Annotated in this window: 12 protein-coding genes and 1 pseudogene; 2 read left to right on the top strand and 11 right to left on the bottom strand. The window is 68.0% G+C overall.

The annotated features are described in order from the left end of the window. Positions 1-243 precede the first annotated feature (243 nt). Positions 244-1,584 carry an MFS transporter gene (locus tag D579_RS0113890; RefSeq protein WP_018952371.1) on the bottom strand — a complete coding sequence of 447 codons (1,341 nt, stop codon included), beginning with the start codon at positions 1,582-1,584 and terminating at the stop codon, positions 244-246. Between the two features lie 218 nt (positions 1,585-1,802). On the opposite strand from D579_RS0113890, the gene D579_RS0113895 reads away from it, so the two are divergent. Next, positions 1,803-2,834, top strand: a complete 1,032-nt coding sequence (locus tag D579_RS0113895) for an IS110 family transposase (RefSeq protein WP_018952372.1) — start codon at positions 1,803-1,805, stop codon at positions 2,832-2,834. 307 nt (positions 2,835-3,141) lie between these two features. Here D579_RS0113895 and D579_RS0113900 read toward each other — a convergent pair whose 3' ends face one another. The 8 genes from D579_RS0113900 to D579_RS0113935 form a co-directional block, all read right to left on the bottom strand. Continuing rightward, positions 3,142-4,212: a homoserine O-succinyltransferase gene (locus tag D579_RS0113900; protein WP_018952373.1), complete on the bottom strand. Its 1,071-nt coding sequence runs from the start codon at positions 4,210-4,212 to the stop codon at positions 3,142-3,144. Further along, positions 4,212-5,063 carry a hypothetical protein gene (locus D579_RS0113905; RefSeq protein ID WP_018938341.1) on the bottom strand — a complete coding sequence of 284 codons (852 nt, stop codon included), beginning with the start codon at positions 5,061-5,063 and terminating at the stop codon, positions 4,212-4,214. The genes D579_RS0113900 and D579_RS0113905 overlap by 1 nt, the downstream gene beginning before the upstream one ends. A 10-nt stretch (positions 5,064-5,073) precedes the next feature. Beyond that, positions 5,074-5,220 (bottom strand): hypothetical protein, encoded by a 147-nt coding sequence (locus D579_RS15255; RefSeq protein ID WP_018144768.1) that lies wholly within the window; start codon positions 5,218-5,220, stop codon positions 5,074-5,076. Between the two features lie 18 nt (positions 5,221-5,238). After that, complete coding sequence (locus tag D579_RS0113915; RefSeq protein ID WP_018169245.1) at positions 5,239-5,808, bottom strand: isochorismatase family protein; 570 nt, start codon at positions 5,806-5,808, stop codon at positions 5,239-5,241. Next, positions 5,808-7,139, bottom strand: coding sequence for a TolC family outer membrane protein (locus D579_RS0113920; RefSeq protein ID WP_018952374.1), 1,332 nt, complete (start codon positions 7,137-7,139; stop codon positions 5,808-5,810). The genes D579_RS0113915 and D579_RS0113920 overlap by 1 nt, the downstream gene beginning before the upstream one ends. Positions 7,140-7,250: 111 nt before the next feature. Then, positions 7,251-7,907 (bottom strand): protein-L-isoaspartate O-methyltransferase, encoded by a 657-nt coding sequence (locus D579_RS0113925; RefSeq protein ID WP_018144765.1) that lies wholly within the window; start codon positions 7,905-7,907, stop codon positions 7,251-7,253. 84 nt (positions 7,908-7,991) lie between these two features. After that, positions 7,992-9,224: a multifunctional CCA addition/repair protein gene (locus D579_RS0113930; protein WP_018938338.1), complete on the bottom strand. Its 1,233-nt coding sequence runs from the start codon at positions 9,222-9,224 to the stop codon at positions 7,992-7,994. Positions 9,225-9,248: 24 nt separating this feature from the next. Next, entirely contained in the window at positions 9,249-10,220 is a 972-nt protein-coding gene (locus D579_RS0113935; RefSeq protein WP_018952375.1) for a complex I NDUFA9 subunit family protein, read from the bottom strand. 129 nt (positions 10,221-10,349) lie between these two features. On the opposite strand from D579_RS0113935, the gene D579_RS0113940 reads away from it, so the two are divergent. Beyond that, the gene (locus D579_RS0113940) at positions 10,350-11,717 is read left to right on the top strand and encodes an NAD-dependent succinate-semialdehyde dehydrogenase (RefSeq protein WP_018952376.1); all 1,368 of its coding nucleotides are present in this window, start codon (positions 10,350-10,352) and stop codon (positions 11,715-11,717) included. Positions 11,718-11,763: 46 nt separating this feature from the next. On the opposite strand, the gene D579_RS0113945 is transcribed toward D579_RS0113940, so the two are convergent. Then, positions 11,764-12,174 carry an HIRAN domain-containing protein gene (locus D579_RS0113945; RefSeq protein WP_018176325.1) on the bottom strand — a complete coding sequence of 137 codons (411 nt, stop codon included), beginning with the start codon at positions 12,172-12,174 and terminating at the stop codon, positions 11,764-11,766. 238 nt (positions 12,175-12,412) lie between these two features. After that, positions 12,413-12,557 (bottom strand): annotated as a pseudogene (locus tag D579_RS15150) (IS5/IS1182 family transposase); the annotation flags it as partial.

The raw sequence follows: 12,557 nt of genomic DNA on the forward strand, positions 1-12,557 counted from the left end.
CCGCGCAGCGGGCCGGGGTCGCGGCAGTCGGGCGTGTTTCTTGGGTACTTCTTTGCACGAGCAAAGAAGTACCTCGCGGTGCGCTCGCGAGAGAGCGCGTGGCAGGCGGCCGGACGAAGGCACCGTAAACACCGGAGGACGAACCCGGACCAGCCACAACTAGGCAGGCGGCTGGGCGAAGGCATGTAAACACCGACGACGAGCCGTGGCCAGCCGGCGGAGTCGGCGGGGACGAGGCGGGCGTCAGGCTTCGCCCATGAGCCAGGCGCTCACGGCGCCGGCGAGGCTCATCAGCGCGAGCACGAAGATGGCGACTTCGGTGCCGGCCAGCTGGGCCAGCAGGCCGAACAGGCCGCCGATCAGTAGCAGGCCGCCGATGACGGTGTTGCTGACGGCGGTGAACGCGGCGCGCGTTTCCTGGGTTGCCATGTCGACCAGGTACGTCTTGCGGCCCAGACGCACGCCGGCATGGCTGACCCCGAGCAGGAAGAACAGGGTCGCATAGACCCAGCCGCCCGGAACCAGCGCGTGGTCCGTACCCACTGGAGCCAGCCAAACGCTCAGGGCGACTGCGATGCCGAGGCCGGCTGCAAGGAGTCCCGAGAGGATCAGGACCCAGCGGGCGGAGTGGTCGGACAGCCGGCCCCAGACCGGGGCGCTGACGGCTGAGGCCAGGCCGCTGGCGAGGATCAGCAGGCCCAGGGTGCCCAGATCACCGGCGGTCGCGTCCTCCGCGAGCAGGACGTAGAAGGGCAGTGCCAGGGCCGTGCTCATTAGCAGCGCGCGGGTCAGGACGAAGTGACCGAAGGCGCGGTCGGTCCACAGCAGGCGCATCGACTTGATGGCCTCGGTGACGGCGTTGCCGCCACCCTCGGTGGCACCCGGATCCTCGCGCAGCCGGGTGAAGGTCGCGGCGGCGACCCACCAGGCCCCGGCCGAGGCGGCCAGCAGGGCCACGAACACGCCAATGCCGGCCTCTTCCAGGTTCGCGAGAGTGAGGTAGATGCCCAGCCCCAGGGTGAAGAACCCGGCCAGCGACGCGGCGTAGCCCATCACCGTGCCGCGGCGATGCTTGGCGATGGTCTTGCCCAGCACGTCCTTGGCCGCGACCGAGTTGATCCCGCGCGAAAGCGCAAAGACCACCAGTAGCCCGAGGATGGCCCAGCCGGCGGCTGCACCCTCCAGGATCAGCGCGACCACGGCCATGCCGGCCACCGCGAGCCCGGAGAGCAGGCTGCCGAGGATCCAGAAGCCCTTGCGGATGGCCCGCCGCCGGATGGCGGCGGCCACGAACAACTGCGGCAGCAGCGAGCCGGACTCGCGGATCGGGACCAGGAAGCCGGCGAAGGCGGCCGGGGCCCCCAGGGCGCCCAAGAGCCAGGCGAGGACCAGGCGGGCCGAGGCCAGCTCGTCGCCGATCTTGCTCAGGGTGTTGGAGACCAGGTGGACGAAAAAGTTGGTCGGCTGGGCGCTGCAGGCGTTTTCCGGAATGTCCTTGCAGACGCGCGCATCCTCGTCCCCGGCGATGGTTTCGTACAGGGAGATCAGCGGGCGCGGCAGCTTGTCCGGGTCATGTTCGGCCATGGAGTCCTTCCGTTGCATTGCCCCCCGTCATTGCGAGGCGCGCAGTGACACGGCAACCTCCCACCGGAGCCACCGGGACCTGGCGCATTGCCAACTTCGGGAGGTTGCCACGTCGCCTTCGGCTCCTCAATGGGATGGACGCCCCCGCCCTATTACGGCATCGCGATGTGCCAGAGTGGGGGTGATCACTCTCACTCGAAGAAGACGGAGGCGTCCGGATGCAGGTTACAACACTCGGTATTGATCTCGCGAAGAACGTGTTCCAGGTCCACGGCGTGGATGCGCAGGGCCGGCAGGTGTTTTCGAAGGCGCTGCGGCGCAGCCAGTTGCGCAACTTCGTCGCCCAGCTGCCGGCCTGCCGGATCGGATTGGAGGCCTGCGGGAGTGCCCATTACTGGGCGCGTGAGTTGCAGGCGTTGGGGCACGAGGTGCGGCTGATGGCGCCGCAGTTCGTGAAGCCCTACGTGAAGACGAACAAGAACGACCGGGCGGACGCCGAGGCGATCTGCGAGGCGGTGACCCGCCCGAACATGCGTTTTGTGCCGATCAAGACGCCCGACCAGCAGGCGGTACTGGCGCTGCACCGGGTGCGCGAGGGCCAGATCAAGGCGCGCACGGCGCAGGCCAACCAAGTGCGCGGGCTGCTGGCCGAGTTCGGGATCGTGGTGCCCCAGGGGATGACGACCCTGTTCCGCGAGCTCCCGGGGATCCTGGAGGATGCGGAGAACGGGTTGCCGGATCTGTTCCGCACGCTGCTGGCCGACCGGCTGGAGGAGTTGCGGCGCCTGGACCAGGCCGTGAAGGAACAGGAGCGCCAGATCCAGGCCTGGCATCGAAGTCATGCGGTCAGCCGGCGCCTGGCCGAGATCCCGGGGATCGGACCGATCAGCGCGACCGCCCTGGTCGCCGCGATCGGCCATGCCCGGCACTTCAAGAACGGTCGCCAGCTGGCCGCCTGGATGGGGCTGGTGCCCAAGCAGCACTCCAGTGGCGGCCAGTCGAACCTGCTGGGGATCAGCAAGCGCGGCGACCGCTACCTGCGCATGCTGCTGATCCACGGGGCGCGGTCCGCCCTGTTGGCGGATCAGCGCCGCGGCGAGGGCGGCGACCCCTGGCTCGAAGGGTTGCGCCAGCGGCGCTGTCCCAACGTGGCGACCGTGGCCCTGGCCAACAAGAATGCCCGCACGGTCTGGGCCCTGATGGCCCATGACCGGACGTTTGACCCCGGCCTGCGCGGCGCCGCCGCGTAAGCCCGCAAAAACGGAGAAGCGAACGCGTTAGTACGTACCCAACCCTCGATTGCGCAAGCGATTGAGCATGATGGCAACGGGAGCGATCCCGGTGGGGGCCAGTCCGATCATTGCGAAGCACCTCGAGTGCGCGACCTCGCTGGGACCCTCCACCCGCGGAATCCATCCGGGACCGTGGCGAATGAAAGCCGCACACGCAGTCCGAATGTACGGGAGCAATCGTCGCCCCGAAACCATCACTCAAACGCTTGGCAAACCGGGGGCGTCCATGTACGCAATGACGGGGGCATCGCCCCAATACGGGGTCTTACCGCCGTCCGGCCAGGGGATCGCTCGGATCGACGCTGTCGCGGAACGGCTTGCGCCGGTCGAGGTTGGTCAGCTGATAAACGTTGCCCAGCCAGTTGTTGATCACCGCTAGGGCGGTGTCATGCCAGGTGTTGTCCAGGCGGTCCAGCAGCAGCGCCTCGGGCAGCGCCGGGATCTCGGTGCAGTGCTCCAGCGCGGCCTCGACCTGCTCGCGATGCTCGCCGAGGATCGCGGCGGCCTGCGGCATCAGGTAGTTCTCCGGTAGCGGCGGGTAGGCGTCGCGCTCGCCCTGGATATAGCGCACGACCTCGCGCTTGTATTCCTTGAGCAGGCTGATGGAGTCGTACTCCGGGTGGCCCTGGAAGAAGACCATGCGGAAGCCGTCCGGCGAGGCACCCAGGTGAATCCCGGACTGCTCGCTGTCCACCAGTACGCGCAGGCCGTGGCGTTCGAATTGTTCGCGCGAGACATCGTTGTAGCGCGAGTGCGGCACATCGAAGCGGGTATTCACGCCGGTGACCAGCGGATGCCCGCGGTCCACCACCCGGTGCGGGAACACGCCCCACAGCTTCTCGCCCATGTGCACGCGACGCTCGCCGTAGCGTGCCTGCAGCACGGCGTGGGTGGCGAGGCAGGAACAAAGCGTCGAGGTCACGTTTTCCCAGGCCCAGTCCACCACCTCGGCCAGCGGCTCCCAGAAGGGTTCCAGTGCCAGGTCCGGCTGGGTGACGTTGGCCCCGGTGATGATCAGCGCGTCGAGACCCTCTTTCTTCAGGTCCTCGAAGTCCTCGTAGTACTGCTTGATGTGATCGCGCCCCTTCGGCCCGCGCTTGAGCTGCGGCAGGGTGAACGGGTGGATATAGAACTGCGCGATCTGGTTGCTCTCGCCGATCAGGCGAAAGAACTGACGTTCGGTCGCCGACAGGGCGGCGTCCGGCATCATGTTCAGCAGCCCGATGTGCAGCGCACGGATCTCCTGCTGCTGCGCGAAGTCGCTGGGCAGCACGGTCTCGCCCTCGCTCCGCAGGCGGGCAAAGGTGGGCAGATCGGAATAGGCGACAAGTGGCATTAGAGGCGTGCCTCCCGTTCCAGGGCCATGCAGACCAGGTCATCGAACTCGCCCGCGTTGCGTACGCGTGCCAGTTCGGTGGTGCTGATCGTGTAGCCGTGGGTCTCGGCGATCGCCTCGTAGCGCGGCAGGCGTGCGCGGAACAGGCGCGAGAAGACCCAGCGCACGAAGGCGTCCGGGTCGATCTGGGCGACGTAGTCCAGCCCCTCGTCGCGCATGTATTCGGCCAGCTGCTGGTCGAGGAAGGCCTCGCGGTAGTACAGCGGTTTGGGGTCGCGCTCTGCGCGTTCGATCAGCTGGCGCTCGTCTTCGTCCGTCGCCTTGATGTACAGGATCAGGGTGTGCTCGGCCAGCGTCTCGAGTACGCCGGGGCTGTCCAGTTCGCAGACCGAGCCGCCGGCGTCGTTGACGAAATGCGGGTAGCCGAACAGCGTTTGTGCCTTGTGGATGAAGTCCGGCACGTCGAGCATCGCCTGCACCTCGGCCTGGTGGTGCAGGGTCTGGCGGCGCTTGAATTCGGTCAGCGGCAGGCCGCCCAGCTCCGGGTTGCCGAGCTTGCCGAGGAAGCTCGCCACCGGGTGCAGGTTGTCCACGGTGATGTTGTTGATGATCTGGATCGAGTCCGAGCGCAACAGGTCGCGCAGGAACGGCACCGCCATCGCCTGGGCCTTGATGTTGTCCAGGATCGGCTCGCTCAGGTAGCGCGTGCCGATGCGGTAGTCCCCCGAATAGTGGAACCAGTCCTCGCGCCGGAGCATGTTGGACAGGCGCGTCTTGCCGACACCGGACATCCCCAGCAGGGTGATGCGGCGGTGCTCCTGGTTGCGGTATTCGTCGGGTGTCAGGCGCATGGGGACTCGATTAGCGTCGCAGGATGAACAGGATACCGGCGATCACCGCCAGGCCGCTGATGACGTAATGGTCGTACTGGAACTGCAGTCCCAGCAGGCCGCGCAGGCCGAACAGGATCAGCCAGACGCCCAATAGAATGTTGCCGAGTATGCGCATCCCTGCGGAATCCTCCGGTTAGCGGATCAGTTGGCTCAGTTCGCGGAACTGCGGATCGGCCGCGTCGCGCAGCCATTCGAACAGCACCGATTCGTGGTTGGTAATGATGGCGCCGGCAGCGCGCAGGCGTTCCAGCCCGTTGCGCTTGCGCCCGGCGTCGCGCGAGCAGACCCCGTCCTCGACCACGAACACGGTTACGCCCGCGTCCAGCAACTCCAGCGCCGTCTGGGTCACGCAGATATGCGTCTCCGAACCGGTCAGGATGACCTGGTCGCCGCCTGTCAGGCGCGCGCGCAGGTCATCCTCGGCGCAGCAGGAGAAGGACGTCTTGTCGGTGACCGTGCCGTAGCCGTCGAGCGCTTGCTGCAGAGTGGCGGTGACTTCGCCCAGGCCCTGCGGATACTGACGCGAGACCTCGATCGGGATATCCAGCTTGCGCGCGGCCTCGATCAGGCGCGCGGTATTGCGCTCGACCTCGTCCCGCGCGTCCGGCATGGCGGCCAGCAGGCGTTCCTGCAAGTCGATCAGGACCAGCCGCGAGCGCGCACGCTCGCAGCGGGCTCGCGGATTGGAAGCGGCAGCGGCCATTACTCCAGCAGGCGGTTGATGGCCTCGAGATCGGCCACGCTCAGGCGGCCGGCGGCGCGCTGCAGGCGCAGCGACTCGCTGAGGAAGCCGTAGCGGGCCTCGGCGTAGTCGCGCTCGGCGCGGAAGACCTCGCGCAGGGCGAGCAGGACGTCGACCTGGGTGCGGGTGCCCACCTCGAAGCCGGCCTCGGCCGCCTCGAACGCGGACTGGGTGGAGGCCAGGGCCTGCTCCAGGGCGCGCACGCGCGAGTTGTTGGAGATCACCGACAGATAAGCGCTGCGGGTGTCCTGGGTCGTGCGGCGTTCAACCAGCGACTGGCCTTCCTGCGCGGCCTGGAAATTCTCGCGCGCCTGACGGGTGAGGGCGCTGACACGACCGCCGGTGTAGAACGGGATCTCCAGCTGGATCCCGACCTGGGCTTCGGTGCCCTCGAAGAACATCGCCCCGCCGGTCGTGCCGGCATCAAGGCCGTGATAGCGGTTCTCGTTGACCGAGGCGTTCAGATTGATGCGTGGCAGGCCCTCGGCGCGCTGGCGCTGGATCTGCTCGCGCGCGCTCTCCGTGCTCAGACGCTGGGCGGCCAGTTCCAGGTTGTTCGCCAGGGCGATATCCACCCAGGCCTGCGGATCGGCTGGATCCGGCGGGGTCAGCTCGGCGTCGTCGCGCAGCATGTCGAGCTGGTCCCAGTAGGTGTTGGTGATCACCGCGAGCTGTTCGCGGGTCAGGTCCAGCTGGTTCTCGGCGCTGATGCGCTCGGCCTCGGCAATGTCCCGCTGGGCCTGGGCCTCAGTGACGTCGGTGCGTGCGACCAGGCCGACCTCAAAGCGGCGCTCGGTCTGTTCCAGCTGGCGCTCGATTGCCTCGACCTCGGCCTCGCGAAAGGCCAGGGTCTCCTGTGCGATCAGCACGTCGAAGTAGGCCTGGGAGACGCGCAGGATCAGGTCCTGACGGGCGGAATCCAGTTCCGCCTCGGCGCGGGCGATCTCGAGATCCACCTGCACAAGATCAATGTAGTTGCGGCGGTCGTAGATGCTCTGCGAGAGATTGACGCCAAAGCTGGTCTGGCGACCGTCGAGGCTGCCGGTTTGCGAATCGCGGTCGTCGCGGTAGAACGCGCCGGCCTCGGCCTGCCCGGAGATCTGTGGCAGCAGGGCAGAGCGAGTGATCGGGCGATTTTCCAGCACGCCGCGGTATTCCGCCTCGGCGGTGCGCAGCTCCGCGTCTTCCGTGGCGGCGCGCTCGTAGACCTCCAGGAGGCTCGAGGCGGCGGCGGGGGCCGAGATCACAAGGACCAGCCCGGCGGTGGCGAGAAGCGACGGCAGACGGTTCATGGACGCGACTCCGGAAGGATATTAGGAAAAGCCTATCCTATCAGAGCCCGTTCGGGCATGGGACCTTCCCCCCTGGTTGCCCGCGCCTGAAATGGGCCCCTCGGGTGCCGCTCAGAATTCGAAGGCGGGCTTCGGCTCGAAGCCCACCAGCGGCTTCACGCGGGTCTCGAACAGCTCCTCATGGCGGCAGCCGTCCTCGGTGGTGCGGATAATCAGCTGGGCCTCCATGATCGGACCGTCACCGGTAATCACGAACAGTCGCCCGCCCAGGGTCAGGTAGGGCTCGAGGAAGTCGTCATATTCGGTCATGCCGCCGGTCAGGATGATCGCGTCGTAGCGCGGGCGCGGCGGGGTCCAGTCGGGGGTCACCGAGGCGGTGCGCAGTTGCGCGTTCTCGATGCCGAGATCGGTCAGGCGGTTGCGGGCGGCCAGGCGCAGCTCGTCGATGCGCTCGACGCTGTCGACCTGGGCTGCCAGATGGGACAGGCAGGCCGTGACGTAGCCGGAACCGGTGCCGATCTCCAGCACGGTTTCGGTAGGCTGCGGCGACACGGCCTGCAGCAGGCGGCCGATCACGACCGGCGGCAGGGTGTTCTCGTCGTGCCCCAGGGGGATCTCGGAATCGGCGTACGCCAGGGCCTGATAGGGCTCGGGCATGAAACGCTCGCGCGGGAGCGTTTCCATTACGTCCAGTACACGGGTGTCCAGCACGTCCCAGGGGCGGACCTGCTGTTCGACCATGTTGATCCGGGCCTTGGCGTAATCCATCGCGGTTTCCTCAGTGCGCTCGACAGCCGCGAAAGAGTACGTTCACGGGCCGAAACAGGCAAGTAGGAGCCTGCGAGCAGGTTCCTACGCGTCGGGGTGTTCGTCGAGGGCGTCGGCAACGGCGCGAACGCGCTCGCGCTGCAGGGCCTCGCCCAGTGCCTTGCCCTTGTGTCCCTCGGCTATCAGGGCCGCCGGCTGCACGCCTTGCGCGGCCGCCACTGCGCGGCGCACCGCGTCGGCCTGTGGATAGGGCTTGTCTTCCCAGCCGGTGCGGCCGCGGAAGTCCGCCTCCACCGCCAGCAGGAAGGGCTCCACGTTCTCCGGGCGGCGCAGGACGTCCAGGCCGTCGACCAGCTTCATCACGGTCTTCGGGCGCAGCTCGAATACGCGATGCACCAGCCCGTGGTAGCGCGCCACGCGCACCGCCAGGTCGCGGTAGCGGTTGGGTATGCGCAGGCGTTCGGTCAGGGCGCGGATCAGGTCCACCCCGCGTTCCTCGTGCCCGTGATGGCTGGGCAGGATCTCCGGGTCAGTGGTGCCCTTGCCGAGGTCGTGCACCAGCGCGGCGAAACGGACCTCGGGTGCGTCGGAAAGCCGGGTCGCCTGGTCCAGCACCATCAGGGTATGCACGCCGGTGTCGATCTCCGGGTGGTAGCGCTCCGGCTGGGGCACGCCGAACAGCCGCTCGATCTCGGGGAACAGGACGGCGAGTGCCCCGGCCTCGCGCAGCACCTCCAGAAAACGCCGTGGTGCCGGACTCTTCAGGGCCTTCTCGCATTCCGCCCAGACGCGTTCGGGTACCAGGGCGTCGACCTCGCCGGAGGTGACGAGCTCGCGCATCAACGTCAGCGTGTCGGGCGCGACCTCGAAGCCCCATGGCGCGAGCTGGGCGGCAAACCGCGCCACGCGCAGCAGGCGCACCGGGTCCTCGGCGAAGGCGGGGGAGACATGCCGCAGTCGGCGCGCCTCCAGGTCGGCCTGGCCGTTGTAGGGGTCGATCAAGCGGCCGTCGGCATCCTCGGCCATGGCGTTGATGGTGAGATCGCGGCGTTCGAGGTCGTCCTCCAGCGTGACCTCGGGCGAGGCGTTGAACTGGAAGCCGTGATAGCCGCGCGCGGTCTTGCGCTCGGTGCGCGCCAGCGCGTATTCCTCGTGGGTTTCGGGATGCAGGAAGACGGGGAAGTCGCGCCCGACCGGCCGAAAGCCATTGGACTCCATCGCCTCCGGCGAGCTGCCGACGACGACGTAGTCGCGCTCCGTGAACGGGCGCCCTAGCAGGCGGTCGCGAACCGCACCGCCGACGAGGTAGGTCTGCATGGCGGTTACCGGTTCACCCTTCGATCAGCCGCGGCTGGCCCCGCGATTGAGCGTGCGCAGGTGCTGCATGCGGGCCTCGCGCCCGGCGCCCCCACCGCCTAGATAGCTGGGGGCAATGGATTCCAGGCGGGTCGGGCAGGGCAGCTGCTGTTCGCCCTCGCAGACCGAGTCGATGGTCAGCGAGGCGAAGTTGTCGCGCGACAACGGCTTGCCGGGCACGAACTCGAGCACGCTGGCCTGCAGCTTGCCAGCCCAGTCGGGCAGGCCGATTACCGGGCGCCGGTGGCCGGAGACCCGGCCCACATACCGCACCAGGTCGCCCAGGGTGTAGGTCTTCGGGCCGCACAGCTCGAAGCCCTGGCCGAAGGTATCCTGGTCTTCCAGGGCCTCGACGAAGTGCTCGGCCACATCGCCCACGAACACCGGGGCGAAGCGCGCCCGGGCACGCGCCAGCGGCATCACGGGCGAGAATTTCAGCAGCGTCACGAAGCGGTTCAGGAAGGAGTCTTCCGGCCCGAAGATGACGGAGGGACGGAAGACGGTGACCGCCAGGGACTCGCTGGCGAACACGGCCTGCTCGGCCGCACCCTTGCTGCGCAGGTAGTGGCTGGGGGCGTCGTCCATGTCCGCCTTCAGCGCGCTCATCTGCAGGAAGCGGCGCACGCCCTGCGACTCGGCGGCGGCCAGGGCCTTCTCGGTCAGCTCGGTGTGGGCGGCGTGGAAGCCGGCGCCACTGTGGCCACGTTCGTTGAGGATGCCGACCAGGTTGATCACCGCGTCCTGGCCCGCGAACAGGCGTTCCAGGGTGGCGGGATCATGGGCGCTGCCCTCGACCAGGTCGACCTCGGGGTTGACCAGGAGGTCGCGATGGCGGTGCGGGCGGCGCGACAACACGCGGACCTTCAGGCCGCGGTCAATCAGTCGGCGGATGATGTGGTGGCCGACAAAGCCCGTGCCGCCGAGCAGGCAGACATTGCGAATCGAATCGATCGACATGGGGCAAGGTCCTTCCGAAAGCGAATGCGGATCGTCTTATACTCGGGTGACCCGCATTGTTCAAACTAGCAAATAGTGGACCTGTGTTTCCCATGGCCTGTTTCCGGGTCACCAAACCGAGGCGCCGACATGACCGAACTGACCGCGATCAACCCTGCGACCGGCGACATGCTCGCGCGTTATCCCCGCATGGATCGGGACGGGCTGGAGGCCGCCCTGGCACGCGCGGCCAGCGCCGCACCGGACTGGGCGGCACGACCGGTGGCGGAGCGCGCCGCCCGCCTGCACGACCTGGCCGGGGTGCTGCGCGACGCGCGCGAGACCCTGGCGACTACGGCCACCCGCGAGATGGGCAAGCGGCTGGTCGAGGCGCGCGCCGAGGTCGACAAGTGTGCCAACGCCTGTGAGTACTATGCCGAGCACGGCCCGGACTTCCTGCAGGACACCATGGTCGCCTCGGATGCGAGCCGGTCGTTCATCGCCTGGCAGCCGCTGGGGACCGTGCTGCTGGTGATGCCCTGGAACTTTCCCTACTGGCAGGCCTTTCGCCAGGCGATCCCGGCCACGCTGGCCGGCAATACCGTTCTGCTGAAGCACGCCTCCAACGTCCCCGGTTGCGCCGAGCACCTGGAGCAGGTGTTCACGGCGGCCGGTTTTCCCGAGGGCGTGTTCCGCAACCTGCCGGTTGGCTCCGATGCGGTGGAGGGCATCATCTCTGACCGTCGCGTGCAGGGCGTCAGCCTGACCGGCTCCGAAGGCGCCGGCCGCGCGGTGGGGGCTGCGGCCGGCAAGGCCCTGAAGTCCTCGGTGCTGGAACTGGGCGGCTCGGATGCCTTTGTCGTGCTGGCGGATGCCGATCTCGATCACACCGTGGAGCAGGCGGTACGCGGGCGCTTCCAGAACAACGGCGAGACCTGCATCGCCGCCAAGCGCTTCATCGTCGAGGAGGCCATCGCGGATGCCTTCGTCGAGCGCTTCCAGGCGGCCATCGAGGCCCTGGTCATCGGGGATCCGATGGCCGAGGGAACGAACATCGGGCCGCTGGCGCGCGATGATCTGCGTAGCGAGTTGCACGACCAGGTGACCCGCAGCGTGGCGGCCGGCGCCCGCCTGGTGGCGGGTGGCGAGCCCCGCGACGGGGCGGGGTACTTCTACCCGCCCACGCTACTGGATGCCGTGGAACCCGGCATGGCGGCCTTCGACGAGGAGACCTTCGGCCCGGTCGCGGCGGTCACCCGGGCGCGCGACGCGGATCATGCCATCGAGCTCGCCAACCGCTCGCGCTTCGGCCTGGGCGGCAGCGTCTGGACCGGCGATCCGGTGCGTGGCGAGGCCCTGGCTCGGCGTCTGGAATGCGGCTGCGCCTTCGTCAACGGCATCGTCAAGAGCGACCCGCGCCTGCCCTTTGGCGGCGTGAAGGACTCCGGCTACGGCCGCGAACTCTCCGAGCTCGGCATCCGCGAGTTCCAGAACGCCAAGACCATCTGGGTGGGTTGATTCATGCCCGTTGAAGGTTGATCCGCGTCGCCTTGAGTGCATGGGTCTAGTGGGCCGGGGTGGGCCTCGACTTCGCGCGGTAGAGGCCGAGCTCGAGACGGTGGTGGCGGTCGGCGTGATCGCGCTTCTCGAGGATGCGGGCGATCAGGGGCTGGTCCTGGTCCAGTAGCTGGGCGGCCAGGCCGTTGCGGTCGCGAGGCAGATAGCCCAGGTGATGGTCCATCCAGCGCACGGCGACGGCCTGGCCGTCGTGGGTGTTGGTGCGTTCGCGTTCCACGGTCAGGGCCTGGCCGCGCTTGAGGATCTCCCACAGCCGGGGCGCCTCGTGGTGGCGGAAGCCGGCCAGGGGGATGCGGTCCAGCAGTTCCTCGGTGGTGGCGGTGCGGTTGTAGGTGCCGCGCTCGGCGTAGTAGCCGGCGAGCGGCGGGACGGGGCGTGCCTGGCGGTTGTGCGACATGTTCGGACTCCTCGGTGTGGCCTGGGTGTCCGTTGTAGCACCGGGGGTGGCTCACAGGATGAGCCACCCCCGAAATCGGTTCTTATCCCTAGGGAAACACTGATCAATGGGCCTGCATCCGGCTCGGTGCCCCGCCGAAGCGTTTTTGGAAGGGCACTGGGGCCATTACGGCCGGCCTGGGCCCCTGTAACCGCCGTTTTTGGCGGTTACAGGGGCGATTTCCGGTCCTGCGGACACACTACCCCTGCGGCAGGAGTCCCCATCGTCGCGCACGGTACAGGTTCGCCAGGGCGAACAGGCTGTGCAGCTGCGCGGTGTTCTTCTTGAGGCCCCGGTAACGCACCTTGCGATACCCGAACAGGTTCTTCAGCACATGGAACGGA

The organism is Thioalkalivibrio sp. AKL12, from assembly GCF_000377925.1.
Taxonomy (GTDB): Bacteria; Pseudomonadota; Gammaproteobacteria; order Ectothiorhodospirales; family Ectothiorhodospiraceae; genus Thioalkalivibrio; species Thioalkalivibrio versutus.

Bases quoted from the DNA above. Each gene is read 5' to 3' on its own strand.
- D579_RS0113890 (WP_018952371.1), bottom strand. From the start codon at position 1,584: ATGGCCGAACATGACCCGGACAAGCTGCCGCGCCCGCTGATCTCCCTG.
- D579_RS0113895 (WP_018952372.1), top strand. From the start codon at position 1,803: ATGCAGGTTACAACACTCGGTATTGATCTCGCGAAGAACGTGTTCCAG.
- D579_RS0113900 (WP_018952373.1), bottom strand. From the start codon at position 4,212: ATGCCACTTGTCGCCTATTCCGATCTGCCCACCTTTGCCCGCCTGCGG.
- D579_RS0113905 (WP_018938341.1), bottom strand. From the start codon at position 5,063: ATGCGCCTGACACCCGACGAATACCGCAACCAGGAGCACCGCCGCATC.
- D579_RS15255 (WP_018144768.1), bottom strand. From the start codon at position 5,220: ATGCGCATACTCGGCAACATTCTATTGGGCGTCTGGCTGATCCTGTTC.
- D579_RS0113915 (WP_018169245.1), bottom strand. From the start codon at position 5,808: ATGGCCGCTGCCGCTTCCAATCCGCGAGCCCGCTGCGAGCGTGCGCGC.
- D579_RS0113920 (WP_018952374.1), bottom strand. From the start codon at position 7,139: ATGAACCGTCTGCCGTCGCTTCTCGCCACCGCCGGGCTGGTCCTTGTG.
- D579_RS0113925 (WP_018144765.1), bottom strand. From the start codon at position 7,907: ATGGATTACGCCAAGGCCCGGATCAACATGGTCGAACAGCAGGTCCGC.
- D579_RS0113930 (WP_018938338.1), bottom strand. From the start codon at position 9,224: ATGCAGACCTACCTCGTCGGCGGTGCGGTTCGCGACCGCCTGCTAGGG.
- D579_RS0113935 (WP_018952375.1), bottom strand. From the start codon at position 10,220: ATGTCGATCGATTCGATTCGCAATGTCTGCCTGCTCGGCGGCACGGGC.
- D579_RS0113940 (WP_018952376.1), top strand. From the start codon at position 10,350: ATGACCGAACTGACCGCGATCAACCCTGCGACCGGCGACATGCTCGCG.
- D579_RS0113945 (WP_018176325.1), bottom strand. From the start codon at position 12,174: ATGTCGCACAACCGCCAGGCACGCCCCGTCCCGCCGCTCGCCGGCTAC.